Source organism: Flavobacterium sp., from assembly GCF_965277525.1.
Classification (GTDB): domain Bacteria; phylum Bacteroidota; class Bacteroidia; order Flavobacteriales; family Flavobacteriaceae; genus Flavobacterium.
Genome location: NZ_CBDIDC010000003.1, coordinates 225,401 through 251,646, shown reverse-complemented (window position 1 = coordinate 251,646; position 26,246 = coordinate 225,401). Strand labels below are relative to the sequence as shown.

Sequence of the window (26,246 nt, the reverse complement as noted above, 5' to 3'; positions counted from 1 at the left end):
TATCAAAAAGTACATTTTGTCAAGTTCAAAAAAACAATCCAGTAGTTTACAAGAAAAAGCCGGAATTTCGCCTCCTGAAATCACCAATGTTTCTGCAATCAATCAAATTAAGAAAAACAGAAGGCTACAGCCCTCTTCAACCGAATTAATTGATGGAATTTTAAACAGAAACCGAACTGCTCTTAGCCGTGCTATTACTTTGGTTGAAAGTACAAATCCTGAACATGCCGCAAAAGCAAATGAAGTGATAAATGGCTGTTTAGCTTACGCCAATAAATCAATCCGAATAGGAATTACGGGAGTTCCCGGCGTTGGAAAAAGTACTTTTATTGAAGCTTTTGGAAGTTTCCTGACACAATTAGGTAAAAAAGTCGCTGTTTTGGCGGTTGACCCAAGTAGTTCACTTTCTCACGGAAGTATTTTGGGCGATAAAACCCGTATGGAAGAATTGGTAAAAGATGAAAATGCTTTTATCAGACCAAGTGCTTCGGGAGATACTTTGGGCGGTGTGGCGCGCAAAACACGCGAATCTATTATTTTATGCGAAGCCGCTGGTTTTGATACTATAATTATAGAAACGGTTGGTGTTGGACAAAGCGAAACTGCCGTTCACAGTATGGTAGATTTTTTTCTATTATTAAAAATTTCCGGTGCCGGCGATGAACTTCAGGGTATTAAACGCGGTATTATGGAAATGGCAGACGCTATTGTTATCAATAAAGCGGACGGAGATAATATCAAAAAAGCCAATCAGGCGAAACTGGAATTCAACAGAGCTTTGCATTTATTTCCTCCCAAAAAATCAAACTGGCAGCCAAAAGTTACAACTTGCAGCGCCATTACAAAAGATGGGATTTCAGAAATATGGGATACTATTTCTCAATATTTCATACAGACAAATGAATCCGGTTTCTTTCCCGAAAAACGAAAAGAACAAAATCAGTTCTGGATGATGGAAACTATCGATGAACATTTGAAATCAAACTTTTACAATCAGCCTGGGATTATTGCCCAATTGGAACAAATTAAAAAAGCGGTACAAAATGATGAAATATCACCTTTTGCTGCCGCTCAGAGTTTATTAAAATTTTATTTTGAAAAAGGTTCAAAGTAACAAAGGTTCAAAGCAACAAAGGTTCTGCACCCTGTTTCTTTGAACCTCTGTTACTTTGTCGCTCTGAACCTATTTCTTCCTAAGTTTATATTTATTCTCCTTATACAAATTGCCTGCAGTTATAACATGTGCCAAAGCATCTTTTGCTAATTCTTCGTTTAACTTTACTGGAATTAAAGTGGTATCGTTTTTAATTTCGAATTGTAAAGGTTTCAAATTAGGCTGCATGATTACAACCTGATTTTCTACTCTAAACGCATTGATATCATTAAATTGCATGATCGTTCTTCCTTGCGTTTTTGGATCTAATTTATTTAGATTTCTACCTACCATAGGTGTTTCAAACGGAAGTCCCAAATAACTCAATAATGTTGGTGGAATATCAATCTGACTTGCCAGTTTACTATAAGAAACTCCTTTTTGAACTCCAGGCCCTATTATTAAAGCCGGAATATGAAATTTATTTATTGGTACTAAATTCTTTCCGTAAGTTCTCGTATTATGATCTGCAATTACGATGAAAACAGTGTTTTTAAAATAAGGTTCTTTCTTCGCCATTTCGAAGAATTTCCCAATCGAGAAATCAGCATATTTCATCGCATTGTTTACCGTTGCAGGTTTCACATCATAAGGTTTGATTCTTCCCGCAGGATATTCAAAAGGTTCATGATTGGAAGTCGAAAACATTAGTGAAAAAAATGGCTTATCTCCTTTAGCTTTAAAATAAGCATTGGCTTTGGTCACTAAATCTTCATCAGAATACCCCCAGGTTCCTTTGAAAGCATATTTGTTTCCATCAGAATCAAAATCTTCCTGATCTACAATATCTTCAAAACCATTTCCGTTGAAAAACGAAGCCATGTTATCAAAATTCGCCATTCCGCCATAAATGAAACTGGTGTCGTATCCTTTTTGTTTTAAAGCTTCAGCCAAAGTAAAAAATCCTTGTTGCGAGTTTCCTAACTTGACCACACTTTCTGATGGTGACGGCAAAAATCCGGTTACAACAGCTTCAATTCCACGAACACTTCTTGTTCCTGTGCAATATAAATTGGTAAACAATAAACCTTCTTTTGATAATTTGTCAAATTCCGGGGTTAATGGTTTTCCGCCTAAAATTCCAACGTACTCCGCTCCTAAACTTTCTTGTAAAAAAATCACCAGATTGTAAGGTTTCTTCAGGATTGTATCCGGCTGTTGTACATGCAGAAACGGAATTTCAGCATCTGTAAAATCATTTGGTCCGGCAATCATGTATTTTTTTACACGAGCAATCGCTTCGGCTTCATCCATTTTACCATACATCTTGGTATTTCCTTCGTTTTTAATTGAATAAGCCGCGAAAGCTACCGTATAAAATGAATTTAATCCTAGCGTATTAGTCAACTGATCTGTCGAGAAAACGGCATTACTGGCATTTATCGGACGTTTTGAAGTAAGACTGGAACGTGCCCCAAAAAATAATAAAAAAGCCACTAATGGAAAAACCATCAATTTGAATTTATACTCCGTACTTGTCGTATAGAAATATTTCTTTCCTTTTTTGAAAGCAAAATACAGGACAACTCCTAAAATTAAAAAAGTAACAATAATAGAAGTCAGGTAACTTTTTAAAAGCATCCCAACTACTTCTTTAGGATAAATCAGATAATCTAAAAAAATCTTATTTGGACGTGTGTCGTATTGTTTTACAAAATCCGGCGTTGCCAATTCTACAAAGAGTATCAGGAACAGGAATAAAAAGCTATAAATCACCAAAAAATTATTGGTAAACTTCAGCGCTTTATTGGGCAGAAACGTAATTAAAACGGCAGGTAGAAATGATAAATAACACAATAAGATCAAATCCATTCGAAGTCCGATTGGAAAAATATACCAGAAATTTGGTGTTTCTACTACTCTGTCTTTAAAAAGAAAAAACAAAAAGATTCTACTTAAAGTAGTAATTAGCAATCCGATTGCTATGAAATTAAAAATAGGGTTTAAAAAACTTAATTTTTTCATTAGAAAGATTTAAATGTTTTTTGTTCAGAAATAAGGTAAAAGCAGGCTATTATACAATTAATTAAGATGTACTGCAATTCGCCTTTACTCCTCGTAACGCTTTATTTCTCTGTCGTAAAACTCATTTGCCTGAACAATTAAACCTTCCATTTCAGCATTTAATTCTGCTTCGTCAAGATCTTCCGCTTCTTCCATAAACTCCACCTCATCATCTTTTAAGTTGATTATAAATCTTGGATAATCAAGGTGAATGATGAAAATATCATCTGCAAAATCAGTATTATCTCCGAGTAAAAATTTAGGTAATTCCATTTCTATTTATTTTTTGTTTTTATTTTTTCTTGCCAATCCCGATAGCTATCGGGATCTCTGGATTAAGAGTTTTATAATCTGTGCGAATCCATGTAAACTTTTGTCTATCTATTTATTTTACAAGTTTCAAATTTAACTATTTGAAAGTGAATTTTGGATTAATTTTTTAGTTAGGTAATGAAAGCGAATATAAAGGAAAATTGCAGCTGTTGTTAATCCTGCCAAAAGTCCGATCCAGACACCTTGAGCCTTTAAATCAGTATATTCTGCCAAGTAATACGAAATAGGAAAACCTATAATCCAGTAGGCCACAAATGTAATATACATTGGGACTTTTACATCTTGCAATCCGCGCAAAGCACCAAGTACCACTACCTGAATTCCGTCAGAAATTTGAAAAACGGCTGCTATCAAAAGTAATTTTGATGCAATACTTATTACTTCTGTATTATCCAGAACTTGTCCTCCGTTTTCCATATTCAAAAAGATATGAGGCAGGAAATTATGGAAAGCCACGAACAGAATGGCAAAAATCGTTTCTATTATAATAGCGAGTAAGAAAATAGAACGAGCCACAACAATTAAGTTTTTGAAATCCTGTAAACCTCTTTGGTTACTTACCCGAATCATCGAAGTAACACTTAATCCCATCGCAAACATAAAAGTAAGTGAAGCCAGACTCAACGCAATTTGATTGGCTGCCTGACTGGTTTTACCAATATTACCACAAAGCCAGATCGATGCGGTAAACAACACCACTTCAAAAAGCATTTGCATGGCAGATGGAAATCCTATACTTATTATTTTTTTGATAGTTTCTTTTTTTATTTCATCAAAACTGAAATTTTTAAAAAAGCGTTTTAAATCATTTCTTCTTGACAACATTATATGCATGAACATCACCAGGAATATTCTTGAAATCACGGTTCCAAGCGCTGCGCCGATAATTCCCATTTTAGGAAAAATCCAAATACCATAAATTAGTACATAATTCATTCCTATATGTAGCACATTGGCCATAATCATCGCATACATCGAATATTTTGTCAACGATAATCCGTCAGCAAATTGTTTGTACCCCTGGTACATGATAAGCGGAATCAACGAGAAAGCCACCCAATCCAAATACGGTTTGGCAAGCGCAATTACATCAGCAGGTTGTTGTAGCAATTCCATTATTGGCTTTGCCAAAACAATTACACCAAAAAGTACCAATCCTAAAACGGTACACAAAAATAATCCGTGATGAAAGGCAGAACGAATTTTGTTGTCATTCTTCTCAGCGTCACCTTCGGCAACAATTGGAGTAATGGCTGTAGAAAAGCCAATTCCTAACGACATCGCTATAAAAATCATACTGTTTCCTAATGAAACGGCTGCCAACTCTGTACTTCCTAATTTCCCTACCATTATGTTATCGACAATACCAATTAAAGTATGCCCTACCATTCCTAATATAATAGGATATGCTAATCTTAAATTATATGAAAACTCTTTGGTATACTGCTTTAAATTCAATTCTACTCTTTTTAGTCGGCAAAGATAATCAGAAGCTTTGGATTCTTTGATATTATTAAAAACATAAGCAAATATTAAGGCCTTTTTCATTAACCCTGATATTATATAACAAATTTTTAAAATTATATAACAAGCCCCTAAGACCTTGAAAGTATTTTTACAATATTAAAAATCATAAAAAAACTGTCATGAGAAAATTACAAATTATATGCCTAGCAGCTTTCGCTTTATTATACGCCAATACAACTTTCGCTCAGGAAAGTGAAATTAAAAATTATGATCAGGGTTTTAGATTAGGTTTTGGTGTGAATGGTGGAATTCCAACTGACAATGATTACAGATGGTCCCTTGGTGGAGATGTTCGTTTACAATATGATTTATCTAAAAAAACTTCATTGACCTTAACTACAGGTTTCACTAACTTGTTTATGAAAGATAAAGATGGAGTTGAAGCCAAAGATCTTGGATTTATTCCGGCAAAAGCTGGTTTTAAAGTTTTTGTTTGGGAAGATCAATTTTATCTTTTAGGAGAAGTTGGTGCTGGTTTTGCCGTGACGAACGGTTATGATGACACTACTTTTTTATGGGCGCCTGGAATTGGGTATGCCAACAAATACATTGACATTAGTGTCCGTTATGAGGACTATGATAAATTTAATACCAATCAGGTGGCTTTACGTTTAGCCTATGGTTTTAAATTATAAAATTTAGGTTTATTTTATTTTTTTGTTTTTGGTATAAACCCGAGAGATCGCATAGTCTCTCGGGTTTAGTTGTTTTTATACCATTGGTCAAAACAAAAGTGTCATTAGTCAAATGATTTTTTAGGATTGATTTAGAACGCGGTAATTCGCAGAAAAATTAATCCAATCATGAACAAAACAGTTTTTTATCTCTCGCAACTTTTCTTTTTTTTATTAGTTACAATTACTGCAAGATCACAATCCGGAATTTCAGGTGAATTCAAGGTCGATTACGTTCCTTTTTCTAAATACGTACGGCCAATGGACAGTACTAAAACAAATGCGGAAAGTAATTTTAAAAGAGCTCAAATCGCTTTTGAAATTCCACTTTCTTTAGAAATGGACAAATACAATCATCCCAGACTTTGGTCTGTTTTTCTCAATGGAAGTTATGCCAGAATGGAAAACAAAAATTACGAAATTCAAGATCTTCCGGTACAATTTCAGGACGGATTTCCGACTGAATTATTGAATGCACAAATTGGAGTTAAACATTTACGATCGATTTCTCCTTCCTGGTCTTTGTTGATAATGGCATCTGTTGGGGTTTATACCGATATGGTTGAGATCAATAAGGATGATGTGCTGATACAAGGTGGTGTGCTTTTTATCAAACAATTCAATCCTAATCTGGCGTTAGGTTTAGGACCAGTTTTAACCAATAGTTTTGGTGTTCCGATGGTACTTCCCGGAATTTATTTTAATTGGGAATCTAAAGGAGCTTTGCATTTTAAGGTCGCTTTTCCAGAAGGTTTAGAAGTAGGGTATCGAATGTCTGATACTTTCGATTTAAAAGCTGTTGTAGAATTAAGCGGAATGACTGCAGAAACTAAAGTCGGAAATAAATCAATGCTATTAGGATATCAACAAATTATTGCAGGCCTAAAACCTCAACTAAAGTTTGGTGAACACTGGACCTTAGAGCCTACTGCCGGAACGACTTTAGTGCGATCTTTTTCTACCACTAACCGAAAAATTAAAGATATTTTTAAAGAAAAAGATATTGCAGATCCAAGATTCACTACTACTTTTTATGGAGCTTTAGCCCTAAAATGGAAATTCTAGAGCTATCTGCTTAAAAGATTTTTATAGACTACCTCTTTCAGTAATTCCTCACGACGGGTTCTTGAAATAGGTAGTTCTTGTCCTTTTATAAACAATCGCCCACCTGAAACGGAATCGATATGGGTAATGTTTACTAAAAAGGATTTGTGAATTCTAAAGAAAATCTCCTTTGGCAATGTTTCTTCCAGTGAAATCATGGTTTGATGAATCACAATAACCTTATCTTTAAAATGAAGCTTAGCATAATTCTGCATTCCTTCTATATAAAGAATATCTACCCAGGAAATTTTCTGAAATCCTTCTTCCTGACGCACGTATAAAAACGGATCTAATTGTTTTTTTTTCGAAGAATGAAGCATTTCGTACCATTGTTTTGCTTTTAAAGAAGCCTGATAAAAACGCTGAAACGTAATAGGTTTCAATAAATAATCTACGACCTGCAAACGATATCCGTCTAAAGCATGTTCAGAATAAGCTGTTGTAAAAATAACCAAAGGCGGGTTATCCAGCGATTCTAAAAATTCCAGCCCTGAGAGATAAGGCATATTAATATCCAGAAATAACAAATCGACCTGCTTTTCCTGAATGTATGATGTTGCTTCTAATGCAGAAGCACAGCTACCTATTACTTCCAGAAAATCAATTTTAGAAACAAAATCTACTATTCCTTTTCTTGCAATGGGTTCATCGTCGATAACGAGGCATTTCATGTTCATGTCTTTATATTTTGTTTCAGGTTTTCTTTGTTTCAGGGTAATGAACAAATCCTTTTAATCTTTATAATCTGTGGCAAAAAAAATTTAACCGCAAAGAGTACGAAGATTTACGGAAAGTTCGCAAAGTTTTAATTTTATTAGGATGCTAAGATCACAAAGCAATATGTTAAGATTTTGCAGATAAAAAATTCGTGACAATTCATGTAATTCGTGGCTAAAAAAATCATTTTAAATCTAAACCTACAGTAATTGTAAAATCAGAATCGGTTTTGTTGATACTTAACTGATGCTTTTCAGGATACTGAATTGCGAGTCTTTTCTTTACGTTTTCAAGCCCTAATCCCTGGCTTTTAGAGGGGATTTTATATTGTTCCGTATGTGAATTTTCGATTTTAAAATGCAATTGTTTCCCTGATTGTTCACATGATAAATGCACATAACCTTTTTGATTGGGCAATCTCGAAACGTGTTTAAAGGCATTTTCGATCAATGGAACCAACAATAACGGAACGATTTGCAATTGCCCGTCTTCGATATTCCATTTGCTTTTTACCTCTAATTCATTCCCCCAACGGGTTTCTTCAACGGCAATTAAATCTTTCAGGTATTTGATTTCAAGATGTAAGGGTACATATTCTTTATTACATTCGTACAATTGATAACGTAAAATATCCGAAAACTGAACCAATAAAACCGAAGCCAATTGTACGTCACTTTGCATTAAAATATGAATATGATTTAAGACATTAAACATCAGATGCGGATTGATCTGATCTTGTAAAATTTTGATTTGAGCCTCCAGATGAACTTGTTGTAATTGTGCGTGATCTTTTTCAATAACACTATGTTCCTGATAAAACCGAAGTCCGCAAGCAGTTCCGTTTATTAAAATAGCTGCCGGAATACTGCCCCAAAATCGTGACCATAAAAAATGAAAAGAGCTTAAATCACCATCACCAGGATAGGCCCGAACCCTTGAAATTTCATCTGAAAAAATAGTATAAATCAAAGCGAGACAAAATGATAAAAGTAGTATAACAAGAACGCTTTGTATAGCAAACCAATTCATTTTGTTTTTTTTCAATGCATTTGGTAATATAACATCGCTCAAAAAATGAGCTAAAAAAACAGAGCATATTAACACTAAAACGGCCTGATAAGTAGCCGACCAAAAATCGAAGTCTTCGATCATTTGTGCCCAGATTGTGATACCCAATAAGCACCAAAAAAAGATTAAAAATATCCAATGTCTATTTTTATTAATTGCAATCATCTAAAATAATTTATAAGAAAATTTATATTCAAAATTAACCTTATATTTTTCAAACGAACAGCAAAGAACCAAAAAGATTCTTTGCTGCGTATAGTCTTAAACAATAAAGTTTGAAGTTATAAGAAAAAATAACCAACCCCAACGGTAAAAGAATTGGGTTTAGAACTGAAATTTTTGTTTACATTGTTTAATCCGCCCTGATACGTCAAATCAACAGTAAACTTCAATACCTCAACTCCTGCTCCAACCTGATAACTTATATTCGATTTATCAAATTTGGTATAGGAGTCTTTTAATTGATTTACAGATGAAAAATTTTCATCGAGAACATAAGAGTAAATTCCGCCTGCAAAAACCCTTACGTTCAAAGCCGAAAGATCAATTACTTTGTACCCAATAACTAAAGGCATTTCAAGACTTCTCCATTTTGCATTTTTAGATCCTGAGATTGTAGTTTTTTCAATTTTAGAAGATTTCTCGCTATATAAAAGTTCATTCTGAATATAAAACCTTTTAAAATCAAATCGGGCCATAGCTCCACCAAAGTAACCAATAGCATATTTTGAACTAAAGTCATCTGAAACCGGCAATTCAGAATAATTAGATCCTCCCTTTATACCAATATGAATTGGAAGCGGAGATTGCGCATTAATTTTAGAAGCTAATCCTAATAAGAAAATGGTAGTCAACAATAATAATTTGTTCATGTTCATGATAATAGTTTTTATTAATTTGATGCAAAAGAGCAAAAACCAAAAACGCTATTAAAATTAGTTTGATGAACTACATTCGTGTTTTGACCAACGGATTTTTTTTTAGCCACAAATTTCACGAATTAGCACGAATTAATTTGTGAAATCTCTGGCTGAAAAAATTAACCGCAAAGTGCGCAAAGATTTACGCAAAGTTCACAAAGCTATGCGTAAAATTTAAGGCAAAACTCCATAAAACTTTCTTTCCTCATCCTCATCCTCTTTCCTCATCCTCTTTCCTCTTTCCTCTTTCCTCTTTCCTCTTTCCTCTATTCTCTATTCTCTATTCTCTATTCTCTATTCTCTATTCTCCAAATACCTGTTATCCGTCAACGTTTTCATAAAAGCGACTAGTTGTTTTTTCTCTTTATCTGATAAATTTAATTTGTCTTCGGGTAAAGTTTGGTTTGGTAGATCAAATCCTAAACCTCGTCCTCCTCCTTCGTTATAGAAATCTATTACTTCTTCGAGAGTTTTATAAACACCATTGTGCATGTACGGAGGGGTAAGTTCTATGTTTCTTATCGTAGGAGTTTTAAATGAATATTTATGAATTGCAGCTTGCGTGATGACAAACTTTCCTAAATCTCCATCCAGTTTTTTAGCTTTATTTGGAGTACCTAAAACTTCACTTTCAGACCGGTCAAAATTTGGAGGAACAGTTCCGTTCGTTAACGGAATAAAATGACAGGTTGCACATTTGGCTTTGCCGGCAAATAAATTAAATCCTACTTTTTCATCTGTTGTAAAATTTGTTTTGTTTTGCATGTAAGCATCGAATTTTGAATCGTAATGACTCAGCGAACGAATATAGGATGCCAAAGCGTTTTTGATTTCAAATTCATTAATTTCCCCTTTCGGAAAAGCCTTTTTAAAATCTTTCACATAATCCGGATTCTTTTGAATGGCCAAAGCCGATTTCTCCAGAGATCCGTGCATTTCATTTTCATTTTTAATAACCGCAACAGCCTGATCTTCTAAATAACTTACGCGCGAATCTGCAAAAAATACCCGCTGAAAAGCGATATTGGTCAATGTTGGCGTATTACGCTGAATCATCGATTTTCCGTCCAATGCAACGGCCCTTTCCAATCCATCGGTAAACGCTTTTTCCGCATGATGGCACGAAGCACAAGAACGTGTATTGTTGCCTGATAAAACAGGATCATTGAATAACTTTTTGCCTAGAGCAATTTTTTCAGGCGTTGTTTTATAATCAGGAAACCCGGAAAACGCTTCTGCATCAAAAGCATCTTTATCGAATAAGGTTTGTGCCGTTACTTTCAAACCTCTTTGTTCCTTCATCAACGAAATTCCTAATTCGGCTTGTGTTTTAAAAAGTCCTTTATTTAACGGATTTAAAATTTCTTTGATAAAATGTGCCCGGTCAAAAGCATTAAAATTGTTATTTGCTTTTAAATATTTTTTTCCTTTCTCTAGAATATCAAGTACTTGTTTCGCATTCGAAACCTTTTTATCTTCAGCATAAATGCGGTAATATTTTTCGATCGTTTCCACAGATACTGATGCTTCGGGGATTGAATTCAGTACAACAGGCGAATCAAATCCGGTAATGCCTAAAGTAATAATTCGATATACTTCTAATCGCATCGCATCAAAAACATGGGCATCGGTCAGTTCATTAGAATTCGAAACTTTTTCTAACCGGGTTAAATTAGCCGATAAAACGCCTAATTCCTCAAGCAGTTCTTGTTTACTCTCTTTATGGTATTTCGGAAAAACCAATTCCTCAATAACCTGAAAACCTTCGGGCGGAACAGTCACTTTATCATTTTCTTCAAATTCAGGTATCGCAGGTCCGTTTATTGCTTTAGAAACTGCGGGCGAGTAATACTCCCCTATCATCTCGACTTTTTTATAAGCTTTATGGGCTTCGAGAAATTGTCTTTGAATTTGTACTTCGGTAGAATCTGATTGTACCGAATATTTGAGTTTGGCTACTTTTTCAATCAATAAAGTAATATCAGACTGAAACAATTTATTGACTTCCTGATGTTTGCTTTTTTTCTGGCAAGCAACAAAGGCCACCAGCAACAACAAACAGTATATTTTTTTCATGGTACACTAACAATTAAAAAGGGGAATACTCAGAAAAACAGAAACCACTACCTCAAATTGAAATAGTGGATGACTGTTTTATAATGACTTAAAAATTTATCTCGCTAAACCTTTAAGTACTAAAATTTGACTTGCTTGTTCTTCTTTAGGGCGATTTGTACCTCCATCAACACCTCTGTATTTTTCACCAGTCCAGGTATGTGGTTGTACGCTTAACATAAAAGTATCCGGAATACCAACCTGATCAGACACATCAATCAAGGCACCGTATTCCCAATCTCCAAATTTAGATAATCCGCCTACATTGTATTTAGCAGCATCAGCCTGAGTACGACGGTGGTCTAATTCTACTACAACTTTCAACTCTTTTGTTGCAATATTGTATTGATAGATATAAGCGTCATGCGTTTCATCACCGTATCCGTTCGCATCTTCCTGAACATAAACATAGTTTTTAGTCACACAAATGTTATCCGGATTTTGAAATTTACCAGCAATACCAGAACGATTATCTCCATCCAAAATCACTTCAAGAGTTCCTTTTAGCGGGTCAGCAGCATCAAGATTTAATCTGTACACTCTACCATATTTCGTTCTTGAACCATCAGCGTTTGTTCCGGTTGTATTTTGTCCGGTTACATTAAAATACAATTCACGATCTGCATTAGCGCCACCTTTACGGTAATCCAAATCTTCTACACGTCCAAATTTTATGGCTTTTAACGTATTTACAGACGCATTTATTTGAGCACCTGTAAGAGTTGTATGATTGTCTATTTTCACAAAAGAAACAGGATAAGTTTTGCTTACTTCCATATCTTTTTCTCTTTGGTTGTCGTCATTTCTTTTTAGCATGTACAAAGCGCCACTGGTTAAATCACCAACAGAGTTCGCTACATACATAAAAACCTGTCCACCGTAAGTACCTGAATCATCATCACCAATTACGACAACTGTTTTACCTTTATAAGCAGTAGAGCGCAATGGAAGGGCATTTTCAGCACTTAAACGTCCAAAGCCAGCCAATTCTTTAGATACAGATGCTGAACCAACACTTCCGTAAGGATCTAAAGCATGTGTACGAGATTCTTCTCCCGATTCTCCACAAGTCAAATATACCGGACCAAAACCATGTTCTTCCTTTGTAGCCATAGTAGCACCGCACAATCTCCAGGTTCCTCCGCTGGAATTCAACAAATACTCCCCTTTAGTAGGTTTGAATGTTTTGTCTAGTGTAATTCTCGAAACTGCAAAGTTGTCTTCGTTGTTTACTAAAAAAGTAAAAGTTCCGTCAGTGTTTTTCAACAAACCTGAACCATCTGCAGAACCTCCAAAAACAAATTTTGGACTGTCTGCAAAAACATCGTCTGAACTAAAAAGAGAATAAATCTTCAGACTCTCAAAACCTGCTTTTGCCGTCAATAAACTTGGCGTTACAGATTGATCCTTCAATACAACACTTGTTGGTTCTGTCTCATCTTTAGAGTCGTTGTTGTTACAAGATGTAAGTAACGAACCTAAAAAAATTAGGGGTAGAATAATTTTTTTCATTTTGTTAAAAATTGGTTTTATTTTTTTTTACAAAGTAAATCCCTACTCTTTAACTTAAAATGATTTTGATATTATCAAAAAAACAATACTGTGATCAAAAATTCGCAAAATGCTAAAAAAAATTAACATTAAATTAGTAATACGAAATACTCATAAACTTACAATAACATAAAAGCAAAAAAAAAGAGCCTTATTTCTAAGACTCGTTTTCTAATTGTTGTTTATAAATTCCAATATTCTCTTTTATATTCTCAGGCAGTTCTGGCTCCTGAATGTCCGTATGCTTCTGCATAGTTTCCCAAATGATTTTAGCCACAATATAACGTGCCATTTGTTTATCATCAGCAGGAACAACATACCACGGAGCATCTTTGGTAGACGTTTTATTAATGGCCTCTTCATAATATTCCTGATATTCATCCCAATGTCCGCGTTCTTTCAAATCTGCCACTGAAAATTTCCAGTTATGCTTTTCTTTCTCTAAACGTCGCAATAATCTTTGGCGTTGCTCCTCTTTACTGAGATGCAAATAAAACTTGAAGACAATAATTCCGTTTTGCGTGATATGCTTTTCAAAATTATTAATTTGCTCAATTCTGTTCTTCCAAAAATCCTTCGGAATATCTTCTACCGTCTCAATCCCCGGTAAATTCTCATTCAGTATAAATTCAGGATGCACACGCGTTACCAAAATATTCTCGTAATGCGTACGATTAAAAATCGCATATTTTCCTTTTTCAGGCAAAGCCATATAATGTCGCCACAAATAATCATGTTCCAACTCCGTCGAAGTTGGCGTTTTAAAACTATGAACCACAACACCACGCGGATTAAACTCTTTAAAAACCTCACGAATCAAACTGTCTTTTCCCGAAGTATCCATTCCCTGCAAACAAATCAAAACCCCATACCTGTTATGCGCATACATTTTATCTTGCAGTTTACTCAATTTAGATTGCACCTTATCCAGTTTCACTACTTTCTCTTTATCATCCGCATGAGTCTCCAACAAAGTCGGAATCTTTGATAATTTTATTTTATCTGTAACTTTAAAATGGTCCGGGTCTATAGATTTCATAATTTATGAGTTTTTATAATAGTAAATATACTAATTTTACGAAGCATATTCCTGCTATTCATTGCAATACTTTTCGATAAATCGTTTTTTTCCAAGCCACAACAAGAGCTTCCTCCGGTCGCTTTGTTTTGTCAGGAAAAAATACAATTTCTTCTCAAAGGATTTTCATTACTATCAGGGCTAGATTTTAGTATTCAAAACAACATTCATGGAAAAATTTACATTAGAGATATTATTTCAAATCATCGGAATCGGTTCGGCATCAGGATTATTTTTAAATAATGATTCATTGTATATCATTGGCGACAACAGCGGATTTCTATACGAATACAATATGCAAAATCAGCAATTAGACCAACACGCTTTAATTGACAATCCAACACAAAACATTCCCAAAAACCTAAAACCCGATTTTGAGTCTCTAACCAATCATAACGATACACTTTATGTTTTTGGTTCCGGTTCTACAGAAAAGCGAAACAAAATGATTGCCTTTGATCTGAAAAACAAAACTGTTTTACAGAAAAATAATCTTGTTGATTTATACGGTTTAATGCAAAGTTTTGGCGAAATAAAACCGGCAGATTTCAACTTGGAAGGCTCCATTTTCGATGGGGAAAACTGGTATTTATTCAATCGGGGAAACGGAATCACCAACAAAAACACCATTTTTACCATTCATGCTAAAAATCTGGGGGAAGAATTTGCATTGGTGGCAACCAATTATAAACTGCCAAAAATAAAAGGCGTCCGCTCCAGTTTTACCGACGCTATTCTGGTCGAAGACAAAATCTATTTTCTATCCACTGCAGAAGATATCAAATCAACTTACGATGACGGTGAAATCCTTGGAAGTTTTATTGGCAGAATCGATCTTAAATCCATGAAAATAGATTTTACTCAAAAAATAACATCGACAAACAAATTCGAAGGTCTGACTTTATATAAAAATTCAAATGATAAAATTGAGTTTTTACTTTGCGAGGATAATGATACGGAGTTGTTAGAGACGAAGATTTTTAAATTGACTTTGCCGCTTAAATAAAATTTTGCAAAACTTTGTAAACCTCTATGACATAATTATAACACAAAGATTCTCAAAATTTTCAGAGAGATACACAAAGATTAGTGCATTAAACACTCCTAAATAACGCAGAGGCGCACAGCAGTGCGTCTCCCACAAAGAATATCCGCCAGTAAAACAGTAGAACGAAGATGTACCAAACGAAAACGCATAGCTGTAGGTCTACACGATAAAATCTTTGTTCCTTTGTTCCTTTGCCACTTTGAACCTTTAAAAAAAAATTTTTTTAAACCCGTCCCAACCTTTTTATCTTTTTAACCCTCTTTAGTATAAAGACAACAATTGTGATAAACGAAACACTAATTTCTAACTGCAAAAAAATGAACCGCGATGCGCAGCGTCAGGTTTATGAGCACATGGCTCCAAAGCTGTATCGCCTTTGCAAACGATACTTAAAAAAGGAAGAAGAAATAGAAGAAGCTATGGCTGACGCTTTCTATACCATATTTACAAAACTGGAACAACTCAAAGAAATTTTGGCTTTTGAGGCCTGGGCGAGAAAAATAACCGTTAACCATTGTTTGGCCACCATCAAGAAAAAGACCAACTTCAACATGTATCTTGATGATGTCAAATTGCTTTCGCAACCTTTTACAGATGAAATTAATACATTAGAAGAAGAAGATTTACTCAATTTACTCAACCATATTCCGGACGGCTGTAAAACTGTTTTTAACCTGTTTGTTATCGAAGGCTTCGCACACAAAGAAATTGCCGTAATGCTGAACATTTCTGAAGGCACATCAAAATCACAATTGAATGCCGCAAAAACCAAGCTAAAGGAATTAGTAAATAAATTGTATTACCAAAAAGCTAAATAGTCATGGACAATCAAGATAAAATATTCGATAAATTTAAAGAAGCCGCACAAAATTCGGAACAAAAAGACTTTCCCGGAATGGATAAAGTCTGGGCACGCGTTGAAGACAAACTCGATAAAAAAGAAGACAAAAAAAACATTTCGTTATGGAAAAAAATTGCCATTGCCGCTTCTCTTTTATTATTAATTTCGATAGGATTTCAGTTTATAAAATCAGATAAAACGGTTCATACTTCAGATGATAAAGTTGTCGTTCATGAATCTGAAGAAAAAATGATTCAAAATCCTGGAAAAGAAAAAAATAATGCCATTGTTTCGTCAGAATCGCCAATAGTACCGCAAGCCGAAGCTGCTAAAATTTTGGACAAACAAATTAAACAGCAACAAGAAGTCGTTGCATATAACGTACAAGGTTCTCTATCCAGTGCACCTGCCACAGTTCATGCTCCAGTTGCAAAAATGGGAGCCGAAGTTATTGTCGCTGCACCAGTAGAACCTACTTATGCTGACGAGGAACAAGAAAGTTTTGGTTCTAATAAAGACAAAGCTATTCTAGACGTTGGATATTCAAGAGCCCCAGCCAGAGAATCGGCTAAAGTTGCTTTTGCTGACAGCCAACCACAAATGGCTAAAAAAAGTGCGCCGTTAATTGTTCTCAACGGAAATGCAATTTCTCATAGCGACGACGAAAAACGAGATCAAATGATGCATAAACAACTTCCTAATTTGCAACCTGAAAATGTAGATTCTCTAGTGGTTTTAGATGCTCCGTTATATATTATTGATGGTATTTATTATACTGAAAATGATTTATTTGATACCAATCCTACAAGTCCTTATGCACCTTTGAATAAACAGGAAATTAAAGCAATTACCGTTCTTCAGGACTTAGAAGCGACGTCAAAATATGGCGAAAAAGGCAAAAAAGGTGTTGTAATAATTACGACTAAAACAGGTAAACCAACTCCTAAAAAATAGAATAAAAACTCAAAACTCAGTATTATTAATCTTTGTCAAAGTTGTAAACTGTGACAAAGATTAACTCATTTTTTTTTAAAATTTCAATCATGAAAAACATAAAGTTTATTTCATTAGCCTTTTCTATGCTCCTATGTTTCGTAGCAAAAGCACAGGAAAAAACCACTACAAAAGATACCTTACAATCAACCTTAAATAATAAAATAGTAATCTGTGCACCATCCAGACCTTTAATCAATGAACCATTAACCATTCTCGATGGAATTACAATAGATGCCAAAAAATTTTCGAAAGTAAACCCTAATGATATAGAAAGCATTAAAGTTCTAAAAGGAATCGATGCAACATCTGTATACGGAAATAAAGCTATAAACGGAGCAATCATTATTACCACAAAAGAAAAAAAGTAAGGTTCTAATTTGTCCTTTCATTATTGATTTAATGTTGATTTATTAACAAAATTATTTTTACATTTGACCTCCTTTTGAAAATTATTCAAAACTTATTCAAGTAAAAAATATACAAATCAATATCAAATAAAATTTAATGAACCCTATTTTAAATCAAAACATATTTCTTGTAAAAGAACACATCGGGATGTTCAAAGCCGCTAATAATTATGATATTTATGATCCCGAAAGCAATCAGATTATAATGAATTGCAGAGAAAATAATCTGGGCTTTTTTACTAAAGTACTCCGTTTTACAGATTATAAAAGAATGACCCCTTTTGATATTGAAATTACTACAGCTTCGGGTGAAAAATTGATTTCTGTAAAACGTGGTATTGCCTGGTTTCGTTCAACTGTTTCCGTTTTTGATGAAAAAGATCGTTTAGTGGGAACATTTAAACAAAAAATATTTTCCATTGGAGGAAAGTTTGAAATTCTGGATAAAAACGAAAGAACAGCTGCAACGCTTCAGGGAAAGTGGACCGGTTGGGATTTTAAATTCAGTCATGAAAACAAACAACTGGCTCAGGTCAATAAAAAATGGGCAGGAATTGGCAAAGAGTTTTTTACCAGCGCTGATAATTATGTATTACAAATCGAAGAAACTGTTGCAGCCGATAGTCCGCTTAGACAATTAATTCTGGCGGCAGTAATGTGTATCGATATGGTTCTGAAAGAATAAATAAGTTGTTAAACTTAGATTAAGAAAATAGCTAAAAGCATCATTTTAGGAAGCAAAAACTGTATTTTTGTGTAACTAAAATGATGCTTTTTGCATTTCTAAAAAATAAATCATGACAGACTTAAAAAATAAAAATGCCCTAATTACAGGCGCAGGAAAAGGAATTGGAAAAGCAATTGCGATAGCACTTGCCAAAGAAGGTGTAAACGTAATTTTAGTAGCAAGAACTCAGTCTGACGTTGATCAATTGGCCACTGAAACTGCTGCCTTTGGTGTAAAATCTTTAGCATTATCTGCTGACGTTTCAGACATCAACTCTATCAATAGTGCTGTAGAAAAAGCTTTAGCTGAATTTAAAACTATAGACATTTTGATTAATAGTGCAGGAATTGCTTCTTTCGGAAAATTTTTAGAGTTAGAACCAGATGCCTGGGAGAGGATCATTCAGGTAAACTTAATGGGAACCTATTATACCACTCGTGCCGTTATCCCTAATATGATCGAAAGACAGACTGGTGACATTATCAATATTTCATCTACGGCAGGACTTAACGGAAATGCATTAACGAGCGCTTACAGTGCTTCAAAATTTGCTGTTTTAGGATTAACAGATTCTTTGATGCAGGAAATGAGAAAACACAATATTCGCGTTACAGCGTTAACACCAAGTACTGTTGCAACAGATATGGCAAAAGATTTAAACCTGACAGATGGTAATCCGGATAAAGTAATGCAATCTGAAGATGTTGCAGAACTAATTATTGCTCAATTGAAATTAAGCCGTAGAGTTTTTATAAAAAACAGTAGTATTTGGTCTACAAATCCTTAAAAATATAAATAATAGATTCCAATTCCGAAACTTCGGGATGGGATAAATTCTAAATTCCAATCTCTAACAAACTTTGACAAAGTTTAAAACTTTGACAAAGTTCTTAACAGCCTTAATAAAAAACCGCATGGAAAAATATTTAAGACAATTAATTTCAATAGAATTTACAGATAAAAAAGAACTTTTTACCGGATTTCTAATTGATTATTCTGATGACTGGATTTTACTCAGAAACAATCCCGAGGATTTTATACTGGATGGGTTTGTAATTCTGAAAAACAAAAATATCGAAGCCGTTCACAGAGATCACGATCTCGAATTTACAGAAAAAGTTATTCGCCTGAAAGGTATAAAGACAAATGCCGAAGATATTATTCCGATTAGGGATTTAAGTACAATCCTGAATTATGTAAATAGCAAATATGGCATTTTTCAAATTTCTAAAAAATCAGCAAAATCAGCTTATTTAGGAAAACTACTCGAACTAAACGACGAAGAACTAACCATTGATTTCCTGGATATAAAAGGCCAGTTTGGTGGTGAATTGAGTTTTAATCCGGAAAAAATAAGAGTTATTGAATTTGATACGGATTATATTAATTCTTTGAAATTGGTAATTCCGCAAGATCAGAAATAATTATTTAAAAAACAGAAAAGCCCTTTTTTATAAAAAGGGCTTTTCTGTTTTTTGTCATTTCGACCAAAGGGAGAAATCACACTCGTGATTCGACAAAGATTGACGATTTTCTTTACAGAACTTCTAGTGCGATTTCTCCCTTTGGTCGAAATGACAAAACTGTCGAATTACATTGCTTATTATTAGTGAGGTTGCTTCGTTCCTCGCAGTGTCTTAAATATTGAATTAAGCTTCCGCCAATTTATTTAAAAATGCTAAACGAACACTTCCGTCTTCGTCAATTTTAGTCAGATTGATTTCTTGTAAGGTGTTTACCAATTCAGGATTCCATGGCGTTTTTACTTTTACATAATTTTCGGTAAAACCATGAATGTATCCTTCTTTATTTTCACTTTCGAACAAAACCGTTCTGTTAGATCCCAATTGACCTTCATAAAAAGCACGTCGCTTTTTAACGGATAATCCGCGTAGCATTTTAGAGCGCTTTGCTCTCACATTTGCCGGAACAATTCCTTGCATATTGGCAGCTTCGGTATTGTCTCTTTCTGAATACGTAAATACGTGTAAATACGAAATATCCATTTCATTAAGAAAATGGTAAGTTTCTAAAAAATGCTCATCCGTTTCACCAGGGAAACCAACAATTACATCAACACCAATACACGCATGCGGCATTACTTCACGAATTTTATTTACTCGTTCTGTATACACTTCACGTAAATAACGACGTTTCATTAATTTTAAAATATCATTACTTCCGGATTGTAGCGGAATATGAAAATGAGGTACAAAAGTCCTGCTTTTAGAAACAAATTCTATTGTTTCGTTTTTCAATAAATTAGGTTCAATCGATGAAATTCGCAAGCGCTCAATTCCCTCTACTTCATCCAAAGCCTGAACTAAATCAAGAAAAGTATGTTCATGCTTTTTATTTCCGAATTCTCCTTTTCCGTAATCACCAATATTTACTCCGGTTAAAACAATTTCTTTGATGTTTTGTGCTGAAATTTCTTTGGCATTTTGCAGGACATTTTCTAAAGCATCACTTCTCGAAATTCCTCTTGCTAACGGAATCGTACAATAAGTACATTTATAATCGCAACCGTCCTGAACTTTCAGGAAAGCACGGGTACGATCTCCAATTGAATAACTTCCAACATAAAAATCAGCTTCAGCAATTTCGCATGAGTGCACTTCACCCATATCGTTTTTACTCAAATCATTAATATAATCGGTAATTTTAAACTTTTCAGTAGCTCCTAAAACTAAATCAACACCATCAACCGCAGCCAGTTCTTCCGGTTTCAATTGTGCATAACAACCAACTGCAGCAACAAAGGCCTTATCATTGAGTTTCATTGCTTTTTTTACTACCTGCTTAAATTGCTTATCTGCATTCTCTGTAACAGAACAGGTATTAATGACATAAATGTCTGCTATCTCTTCAAAATCAACACGATCAAAACCTTCGTCATTAAAGTTTCTGGCGATTGTAGAAGTTTCTGAAAAATTCAGTTTGCAACCAAGCGTATAAAAGGCAACTTTTTTTCTATTTTCCATGGGAATAAACTACGTTTTAAGTAGTAAGATATTATATTTACGTCTCTTTTGAAGAGTTGGCAAATTTACGTACAATATTCTTTAAAATAAAATCAATAATACACTATATATCAATATTTTGCACCACACCAATATTTTGATCTCTCTTAAAAAACTATAAATTAACCTGACACGCTATAAAAAAAAATTCTCTGCAAAAAAATGACGCAACATTTTCAATAAGAATAAAATGACAAAAATATCGATTAAATGCAAATAACATCGATTAAATACATTTTTTAACCGATTAAATTCAAATTTTCTTACATTTAACTTTGATTAACTCGTTCTTTAGAAGTAATTTCACTTTATCTAAAATAGTTAGGAAAAATTATTTTTATTTGAACAATAAATCCGCATAACAATTTTGATTTTCCCTCGTTATGTTGTTGTTTTGTTGTTGTAAAAAATGGGAAGGCCGAAAACCAGAAAGAGTAGGCGAAAATTATAAATTAAAAATCCATATGAAAGCATTTTTACCCACAATCTGCTTGATGTTCTTAACCCTTTTTAGCTCGCAAGCGCAAACTGCTGCTCCAGCTGCTAATCCATTTCCTTCTATTAGTACATTGACAACTTGGGCGAGCTTAAACTCTCAATCTCAATTTGATATTGCAATTCGTGCGGTTGGATTTAAATTTGAAGTAAAAGAACCTAGTGAGGGCTCAACAGCTTACACTTATATTCGTAAAGTAACAGTAAACGAAGTAAATTATACCGATAGAATTGTTTATAGAATTACTACTAATAATTCAGCAAGTATTATTTCTTTAGTGACTGCTTCTACTGATTTAGTAAGCTTGTACACACCACAATTGTCTACTTTCAAAAACAACAATTGCAAAACTGAAATGTCTAAAGACAAAAACACAACTTGTACATGTTACGAAAGCGCTAATTTTGCAATTGATCTTTGCGACGAGCGTGTAAAACTAACAATGGGTGACGGAAATAAGTATTTTGTTTCTGTAGCTAAAAAATAATTTTTACTACTAGTAAAGAAAGTAAAGTATTAAAAAACTACGGGCTGTTTTCCAAATCTTTGTAATCTTAAACGAGATTAAGATTACAAAGATTTGGAAAACATTTCTTAGTATTGTTTTATGAGTTTGGATTTTTTAATTCATACCAAACTTCCAATTCTTCTTCATATTCAAAAGAATTCACGTAACGGAAACCAAGCTTTTCCAGAATTTTTCTTGAGCCTTCATTTCCTGCATCTGCATAAGCATAAAGCGCATCAACTTTTATCACATCAAAGGCATAATCAACAAAAGCTTTTCCTGCTTCAGTAGCATAGCCTTTTCCCCAATGCTTTTCAATGAAACGATATCCTATTTCATAAAAATCTTTATGATTGTTGATTTCATTGGTAATAAATTTTATTCCGGACCATCCCAAAAACTCATTGGTTTCTTTTAAGACTACTGCCCAGCGACCAGTGCCTAAATCTTTATATTGTTGCTGGATATTTTTAATCTGATCAACACTTTGCTCCACATTTTTCACCGGTTTGTTTCCCAAAAAAAGATGCACATTCGGATTCGAATCCAATTCGAACATTCCGTCAGCATCTGAAAGCACTAGTTCCCTTAAAATAAGACGCTCGGTTTCTATTGGTTCTTTCATTCCTGATACATTTTAATTTAAAATATAACGTTGCACTACTTCAGCAACACCATCATTATTATTTGAAGCAACAATTACATCAGCTTTATCACGTAATTCAGGTGTAACATTTTCAACCCAAACGCCAAGTCCGGCATATTCAATCATTGTCAGGTCATTTCCTGCGTTTCCTACAGCTATAATTTCACTTTGATGAATGTTTAGCTTTGCCGCTAAAAGTTTTAAACTCGCTGCTTTATCAATCCCGTTTTGAGCTGCTTCTAAGAAAAAAGGTTTTGACATTGCAATACTTAAATGAGGCATCGCTACTTTTAAGTCTTTTTCTATTTCTTTTAAATAAGAAGGCTCTGCCAATAAAATACATTTTACCGCCGGTTTAGTAACCGCTTCTTTAAAATTGGGTACTTTTCTGTGTGGCAATCCTGTGATTTCTTTTTCGATTTCGATATATTCAGAATCCGTTTCGCTTACAATTTCACCATCAAGATAAGTGATAATATGCGTTTTCATCGTTACACTATAATCGTATAAATCATGAATTTGTTCCGGAGTTAAACATTGTTCAAATAAAACCAGATCATCTTTTACGGTGCTGATTACAGCACCGTTAAAAGAAATAATATAGGAGTCATTTTTATCTAATTCAAGTTCTTTGGCATAAGCCGTCATTGCTGATGTTGGTCGCCCGGAAGCCAAAACTACATGCACCCCTTTTGCCTGAGCTTCCAGAAGTACTTTTTTATTTAAATCTGAAATTTTATGATCGTCTGTCAACAAGGTATCATCCATGTCGAGCACTAGCATTTTATACTGCATTTCTTTTTTTAGTTTTTAGTCGCAGTTTTCATTAGCCGTAATGTTATGACTTATACTGAAAAGTGAGACCAATTCCGCGTTTAGATACTCATTCTGAATTCTTCAATAACCGGATTAGCCTTTGCAAAATCCGTTTCCTGAATAAATACCTCAACTGCTAAATCAGATTGCCCAAAACCGCCCAAACGAGCAGATTGAATATTATCTTTTTTTGTAGTTTCTACGCCGGCTTCTTCTAATCTTTCTTGCAAAGCAAGTGCTAAAACTTCACTTCCCGAATACACTTTCATTAATCCCATGACATTTTATTTTATATGGTTATTCTAATATTAATTTAGTTGATTTTGAAAATCATTCTTTAGAATTCAGTGCTGAATACTGAAACTTTATTCCTCCTCTTGAATATCGTCTTCTTCCTCATCAAGCTCTTCTTCCCCTTCTTCATCCAAATCAAATAAATAAGGCTCCAGCATCATTTTATCAGCCAAAATTTCGATACGCTCTGTCAAATTTTCAGCAAAAATGATACGTTGTGTTTTTGTGATACTGTTTGAAATACGCATGATTTTAGTTTCATGACGCAATTTCAGCATTGGATCTGCATCATCGATAATAAACATCTTCAAACGGTTTACATTATAACCCGCAGTTGTAAACATATCGCTTAATTTATTTGGCGTACCTATTAAAACATCTACTCCTGTCGAAATATAGTTTTTATCGTAATCTGTATCACCCTTGTCGTGTACACCATAAACCTCAAGATTAGTATACTTACCGTATTTCTCAAAAAGCGCTTCCATCTCTAATACTTTTGCTTTGTCTTCGACAAAAATTAGCGCACGAGGTGATTCTTCTGTATGACCTGCCAATTGTTGAATTACGTTCAAAACAATTGTTGTTGATTTTCCACTTCCTGCCGGAGAAAGAATAATACAATCCGCACCACTTTTTATTGTCGAAAAAGTTTCCTGTTGCAAAATATTTGCTTCCGTTAAACCATTTTCAATTAATGCGTCTTGTAACTTTTCGTTTATTTTTTTTAATTTCATGTTTATTATGCTTTAAGCTTTAAGCGAGACGCTTAAGGCAAAAATTAATGTATTATTTAAACAGCCTAAAGTTTATAGCTTAAAGCCTATTGTGCGAAGCATTTACTTGCTTGCAAACATTTTTACGTCATTTTCAGAAATTTCGTTTCCTCCTAAAATGATCAATCTCTCCACTACATTTCTTAGTTCACGAATATTTCCTGTCCAATCGTATTCTTGCAATAATTTTATGGCTTGCGCCGAAAATACCTTAACGGCGTTTCCATGTTCCGAGGCAATTTTTTCTGTAAAATGCGTAATCAAAGCTGGAATATCATCACGTCTCTCGTTTAATGGCGGAACTTTTATCAAAATCACAGCCAAACGATGGTATAAATCTTCACGGAAACGACCTTCAGCAATTTCTGTTTTTAAATCTTTATTGGTTGCAGCCACAACACGAACATCGACTTTTATATCTTTTTCAGCTCCGACTCTGGTAATCATACTTTCTTGCAAAGCTCGTAAAACCTTAGCTTGTGCCGAAAGGCTCATATCCCCAATTTCATCCAGGAAAATAGTTCCTTTATCAGCCGCTTCAAACTTTCCTGCACGATCTTTTACTGCTGAAGTAAATGCTCCTTTTACGTGACCAAACAATTCGCTTTCGATCAGTTCACTCGGGATTGCAGCACAGTTGACTTCAATCATTGGAAAATTAGCGCGTTCGCTTTTTTCATGTAATTGATGTGCTACCAATTCTTTTCCGGTTCCGTTTGGTCCCGTAATCAAAACTCGGGCTTCTGTTTGAGCAACCTTGTCAATCATTACTTTAATATGATTAATCGCTTCGCTCTCGCCCACCATTTCGTAGTTTTTGCTCACTTTTTTCTTTAGGATTTTATTCTCAACTACCAGTTGTTTTTTATCCAGAGCATTACGAACAGTATTCAATAAACGATTCAGATCCGGTGGTTTTGAGATATAATCAAAAGCTCCCAAACGCATGGTATGGATCGCAGTTTCCATATCGCCATGGCCTGAGATCATTACCATAGGGATTTCCGGTTTTATTTTCTTAGCTTCTTCTAAAACCTCAACACCATCCATTTTTGGCATTTTGATATCGCACAAAACCAAATCGTAATCGTTGTTTTTTATTTTTTCAAGACCCGCAACGCCATCTTCGGCTTCATCTACCTGATAGGTATCATTCTCTTCTGATAAAATTTTTACCAAAACTCTTCTGATCGATGCTTCGTCTTCTATAATTAGTATTTTACCCATTTTTTTCTTAAGGTTCAAAGTTACAAAGGTTCAGACGCACAAAGTTTAAAATCTTTGTATCTACCGCACCTTTTACCTGTTTATTAGTAATACATCTTTTATGTTTATATGATTCTCAACTATTTTATTCTAAGTTACAAAAAATCAAATTCCAAAAAACCGTTGAACCTTTGGCCCTCTGAAGCTTAGCAACTATA

At 34.2% G+C, this 26,246-nt stretch carries 26 protein-coding genes; 11 read left to right on the top strand and 15 right to left on the bottom strand.

The genetic code is table 11. From position 1 onward, the window contains the following. The first annotated feature begins 16 nt into the window (after window positions 1–16). The gene (gene meaB, locus ACQY44_RS07835) at window positions 17–1,114 is read left to right on the top strand and encodes a methylmalonyl Co-A mutase-associated GTPase MeaB (protein ID WP_428229827.1); all 1,098 of its coding nucleotides are present in this window, start codon (window positions 17–19) and stop codon (window positions 1,112–1,114) included. Between the two features lie 69 nt (window positions 1,115–1,183). Here the strand turns inward: meaB and ACQY44_RS07830 are convergent, their stop codons facing one another. The 3 genes from ACQY44_RS07830 to ACQY44_RS07820 form a co-directional block, all read right to left on the bottom strand. Beyond that, window positions 1,184–3,118, bottom strand: a complete 1,935-nt coding sequence (locus ACQY44_RS07830) for an LTA synthase family protein (protein ID WP_428229826.1) — start codon at window positions 3,116–3,118, stop codon at window positions 1,184–1,186. 84 nt (window positions 3,119–3,202) lie between these two features. Beyond that, window positions 3,203–3,430, bottom strand: a complete 228-nt coding sequence (locus tag ACQY44_RS07825) for a hypothetical protein (RefSeq protein ID WP_072961795.1) — start codon at window positions 3,428–3,430, stop codon at window positions 3,203–3,205. Between the two features lie 132 nt (window positions 3,431–3,562). Then, entirely contained in the window at window positions 3,563–4,948 is a 1,386-nt protein-coding gene (locus ACQY44_RS07820) for an MATE family efflux transporter (protein WP_428229905.1), read from the bottom strand. Between the two features lie 188 nt (window positions 4,949–5,136). Here ACQY44_RS07820 and ACQY44_RS07815 point away from each other — a divergent pair, with 188 nt between their 5' ends. Continuing rightward, window positions 5,137–5,652, top strand: a complete 516-nt coding sequence (locus ACQY44_RS07815) for a hypothetical protein (RefSeq protein WP_428229825.1) — start codon at window positions 5,137–5,139, stop codon at window positions 5,650–5,652. Window positions 5,653–5,820: 168 nt separating this feature from the next. Further along, window positions 5,821–6,756: a DUF6268 family outer membrane beta-barrel protein gene (locus ACQY44_RS07810; protein WP_428229824.1), complete on the top strand. Its 936-nt coding sequence runs from the start codon at window positions 5,821–5,823 to the stop codon at window positions 6,754–6,756. Between the two features lie 2 nt (window positions 6,757–6,758). Here ACQY44_RS07810 and ACQY44_RS07805 read toward each other — a convergent pair whose 3' ends face one another. The 6 genes from ACQY44_RS07805 to ACQY44_RS07780 form a co-directional block, all read right to left on the bottom strand. Then, entirely contained in the window at window positions 6,759–7,472 is a 714-nt protein-coding gene (locus tag ACQY44_RS07805; protein ID WP_428229823.1) for a LytR/AlgR family response regulator transcription factor, read from the bottom strand. A gap of 223 nt (window positions 7,473–7,695) precedes the next feature. After that, window positions 7,696–8,664, bottom strand: coding sequence for a sensor histidine kinase (locus ACQY44_RS07800; RefSeq protein WP_428229822.1), 969 nt, complete (start codon window positions 8,662–8,664; stop codon window positions 7,696–7,698). Window positions 8,665–8,861: 197 nt separating this feature from the next. Next, window positions 8,862–9,458, bottom strand: a complete 597-nt coding sequence (locus ACQY44_RS07795; protein WP_428229821.1) for a porin family protein — start codon at window positions 9,456–9,458, stop codon at window positions 8,862–8,864. Between the two features lie 336 nt (window positions 9,459–9,794). Next, a complete protein-coding gene (locus tag ACQY44_RS07790; protein ID WP_428229820.1) occupies window positions 9,795–11,576 on the bottom strand; it encodes a cytochrome-c peroxidase in 1,782 nt (593 codons plus the stop codon). A 96-nt stretch (window positions 11,577–11,672) separates the two neighbouring features. Beyond that, a complete protein-coding gene (locus ACQY44_RS07785) occupies window positions 11,673–13,127 on the bottom strand; it encodes a hypothetical protein (RefSeq protein WP_428229819.1) in 1,455 nt (484 codons plus the stop codon). 196 nt (window positions 13,128–13,323) lie between these two features. Continuing rightward, complete coding sequence (locus ACQY44_RS07780) at window positions 13,324–14,205, bottom strand: PPK2 family polyphosphate kinase (RefSeq protein WP_428229818.1); 882 nt, start codon at window positions 14,203–14,205, stop codon at window positions 13,324–13,326. Window positions 14,206–14,413: 208 nt separating this feature from the next. Here ACQY44_RS07780 and ACQY44_RS07775 point away from each other — a divergent pair, with 208 nt between their 5' ends. The 7 genes from ACQY44_RS07775 (at window position 14,414) to ACQY44_RS07745 (ending at window position 19,687) form a co-directional block, all read left to right on the top strand. Next, complete coding sequence (locus ACQY44_RS07775; RefSeq protein WP_428229817.1) at window positions 14,414–15,250, top strand: DUF6929 family protein; 837 nt, start codon at window positions 14,414–14,416, stop codon at window positions 15,248–15,250. Between the two features lie 359 nt (window positions 15,251–15,609). Then, window positions 15,610–16,110, top strand: coding sequence for an RNA polymerase sigma factor (locus tag ACQY44_RS07770; protein WP_428229816.1), 501 nt, complete (start codon window positions 15,610–15,612; stop codon window positions 16,108–16,110). Between the two features lie 2 nt (window positions 16,111–16,112). Beyond that, on the top strand, window positions 16,113–17,087 hold the full coding sequence (locus ACQY44_RS07765; RefSeq protein ID WP_428229815.1) for a hypothetical protein: 975 nt from the start codon (window positions 16,113–16,115) through the stop codon (window positions 17,085–17,087). Window positions 17,088–17,176: 89 nt separating this feature from the next. After that, the gene (locus tag ACQY44_RS07760) at window positions 17,177–17,497 is read left to right on the top strand and encodes a TonB-dependent receptor plug domain-containing protein (RefSeq protein WP_428229814.1); all 321 of its coding nucleotides are present in this window, start codon (window positions 17,177–17,179) and stop codon (window positions 17,495–17,497) included. Window positions 17,498–17,633: 136 nt separating this feature from the next. Beyond that, on the top strand, window positions 17,634–18,221 hold the full coding sequence (locus ACQY44_RS07755; RefSeq protein WP_428229813.1) for a phospholipid scramblase-related protein: 588 nt from the start codon (window positions 17,634–17,636) through the stop codon (window positions 18,219–18,221). A gap of 112 nt (window positions 18,222–18,333) precedes the next feature. Then, entirely contained in the window at window positions 18,334–19,050 is a 717-nt protein-coding gene (locus tag ACQY44_RS07750) for a 3-ketoacyl-ACP reductase (RefSeq protein WP_428229812.1), read from the top strand. Window positions 19,051–19,177: 127 nt separating this feature from the next. Continuing rightward, complete coding sequence (locus tag ACQY44_RS07745; protein ID WP_428229811.1) at window positions 19,178–19,687, top strand: hypothetical protein; 510 nt, start codon at window positions 19,178–19,180, stop codon at window positions 19,685–19,687. A gap of 225 nt (window positions 19,688–19,912) precedes the next feature. Here the strand turns inward: ACQY44_RS07745 and mtaB are convergent, their stop codons facing one another. Then, a complete protein-coding gene (gene mtaB / locus ACQY44_RS07740) occupies window positions 19,913–21,247 on the bottom strand; it encodes a tRNA (N(6)-L-threonylcarbamoyladenosine(37)-C(2))-methylthiotransferase MtaB (protein ID WP_428229810.1) in 1,335 nt (444 codons plus the stop codon). Window positions 21,248–21,750: 503 nt separating this feature from the next. Between mtaB and ACQY44_RS07735 the strand changes: the two genes are divergently transcribed. Next, the gene (locus ACQY44_RS07735) at window positions 21,751–22,269 is read left to right on the top strand and encodes a hypothetical protein (RefSeq protein WP_428229809.1); all 519 of its coding nucleotides are present in this window, start codon (window positions 21,751–21,753) and stop codon (window positions 22,267–22,269) included. Window positions 22,270–22,387: 118 nt separating this feature from the next. Here the strand turns inward: ACQY44_RS07735 and ACQY44_RS07730 are convergent, their stop codons facing one another. The 5 genes from ACQY44_RS07730 to ACQY44_RS07710 all read right to left on the bottom strand — a co-directional run bounded on the left by ACQY44_RS07730 (window position 22,388) and on the right by ACQY44_RS07710 (window position 26,049). Further along, complete coding sequence (locus tag ACQY44_RS07730; protein ID WP_428229808.1) at window positions 22,388–22,915, bottom strand: GNAT family N-acetyltransferase; 528 nt, start codon at window positions 22,913–22,915, stop codon at window positions 22,388–22,390. Between the two features lie 12 nt (window positions 22,916–22,927). Continuing rightward, on the bottom strand, window positions 22,928–23,731 hold the full coding sequence (locus tag ACQY44_RS07725) for a Cof-type HAD-IIB family hydrolase (RefSeq protein ID WP_428229807.1): 804 nt from the start codon (window positions 23,729–23,731) through the stop codon (window positions 22,928–22,930). Between the two features lie 80 nt (window positions 23,732–23,811). Next, a complete protein-coding gene (locus tag ACQY44_RS07720) occupies window positions 23,812–24,030 on the bottom strand; it encodes a putative signal transducing protein (RefSeq protein ID WP_072961853.1) in 219 nt (72 codons plus the stop codon). Between the two features lie 87 nt (window positions 24,031–24,117). Further along, complete coding sequence (locus ACQY44_RS07715) at window positions 24,118–24,783, bottom strand: DEAD/DEAH box helicase (protein ID WP_428229806.1); 666 nt, start codon at window positions 24,781–24,783, stop codon at window positions 24,118–24,120. 102 nt (window positions 24,784–24,885) lie between these two features. Next, on the bottom strand, window positions 24,886–26,049 hold the full coding sequence (locus ACQY44_RS07710) for a sigma-54-dependent transcriptional regulator (RefSeq protein WP_428229805.1): 1,164 nt from the start codon (window positions 26,047–26,049) through the stop codon (window positions 24,886–24,888). Window positions 26,050–26,246 lie beyond the last annotated feature (197 nt).

Bases quoted from the DNA above. Each gene is read 5' to 3' on its own strand.
- ACQY44_RS07830 (WP_428229826.1), bottom strand. From the start codon at position 3,118: ATGAAAAAATTAAGTTTTTTAAACCCTATTTTTAATTTCATAGCAATC.
- ACQY44_RS07825 (WP_072961795.1), bottom strand. From the start codon at position 3,430: ATGGAATTACCTAAATTTTTACTCGGAGATAATACTGATTTTGCAGAT.
- ACQY44_RS07815 (WP_428229825.1), top strand. From the start codon at position 5,137: ATGAGAAAATTACAAATTATATGCCTAGCAGCTTTCGCTTTATTATAC.
- ACQY44_RS07810 (WP_428229824.1), top strand. From the start codon at position 5,821: ATGAACAAAACAGTTTTTTATCTCTCGCAACTTTTCTTTTTTTTATTA.
- ACQY44_RS07805 (WP_428229823.1), bottom strand. From the start codon at position 7,472: ATGAACATGAAATGCCTCGTTATCGACGATGAACCCATTGCAAGAAAA.
- ACQY44_RS07800 (WP_428229822.1), bottom strand. From the start codon at position 8,664: ATGATCGAAGACTTCGATTTTTGGTCGGCTACTTATCAGGCCGTTTTA.
- ACQY44_RS07795 (WP_428229821.1), bottom strand. From the start codon at position 9,458: ATGAACATGAACAAATTATTATTGTTGACTACCATTTTCTTATTAGGA.
- ACQY44_RS07790 (WP_428229820.1), bottom strand. From the start codon at position 11,576: ATGAAAAAAATATACTGTTTGTTGTTGCTGGTGGCCTTTGTTGCTTGC.
- ACQY44_RS07785 (WP_428229819.1), bottom strand. From the start codon at position 13,127: ATGAAAAAAATTATTCTACCCCTAATTTTTTTAGGTTCGTTACTTACA.
- ACQY44_RS07780 (WP_428229818.1), bottom strand. From the start codon at position 14,205: ATGAAATCTATAGACCCGGACCATTTTAAAGTTACAGATAAAATAAAA.
- ACQY44_RS07775 (WP_428229817.1), top strand. From the start codon at position 14,414: ATGGAAAAATTTACATTAGAGATATTATTTCAAATCATCGGAATCGGT.
- ACQY44_RS07770 (WP_428229816.1), top strand. From the start codon at position 15,610: ATGAACCGCGATGCGCAGCGTCAGGTTTATGAGCACATGGCTCCAAAG.
- ACQY44_RS07765 (WP_428229815.1), top strand. From the start codon at position 16,113: ATGGACAATCAAGATAAAATATTCGATAAATTTAAAGAAGCCGCACAA.
- ACQY44_RS07760 (WP_428229814.1), top strand. From the start codon at position 17,177: ATGAAAAACATAAAGTTTATTTCATTAGCCTTTTCTATGCTCCTATGT.
- ACQY44_RS07755 (WP_428229813.1), top strand. From the start codon at position 17,634: ATGAACCCTATTTTAAATCAAAACATATTTCTTGTAAAAGAACACATC.
- ACQY44_RS07750 (WP_428229812.1), top strand. From the start codon at position 18,334: ATGACAGACTTAAAAAATAAAAATGCCCTAATTACAGGCGCAGGAAAA.
- ACQY44_RS07745 (WP_428229811.1), top strand. From the start codon at position 19,178: ATGGAAAAATATTTAAGACAATTAATTTCAATAGAATTTACAGATAAA.
- mtaB (WP_428229810.1), bottom strand. From the start codon at position 21,247: ATGGAAAATAGAAAAAAAGTTGCCTTTTATACGCTTGGTTGCAAACTG.
- ACQY44_RS07735 (WP_428229809.1), top strand. From the start codon at position 21,751: ATGAAAGCATTTTTACCCACAATCTGCTTGATGTTCTTAACCCTTTTT.
- ACQY44_RS07730 (WP_428229808.1), bottom strand. From the start codon at position 22,915: ATGAAAGAACCAATAGAAACCGAGCGTCTTATTTTAAGGGAACTAGTG.
- ACQY44_RS07725 (WP_428229807.1), bottom strand. From the start codon at position 23,731: ATGCAGTATAAAATGCTAGTGCTCGACATGGATGATACCTTGTTGACA.
- ACQY44_RS07720 (WP_072961853.1), bottom strand. From the start codon at position 24,030: ATGGGATTAATGAAAGTGTATTCGGGAAGTGAAGTTTTAGCACTTGCT.
- ACQY44_RS07715 (WP_428229806.1), bottom strand. From the start codon at position 24,783: ATGAAATTAAAAAAAATAAACGAAAAGTTACAAGACGCATTAATTGAA.
- ACQY44_RS07710 (WP_428229805.1), bottom strand. From the start codon at position 26,049: ATGGGTAAAATACTAATTATAGAAGACGAAGCATCGATCAGAAGAGTT.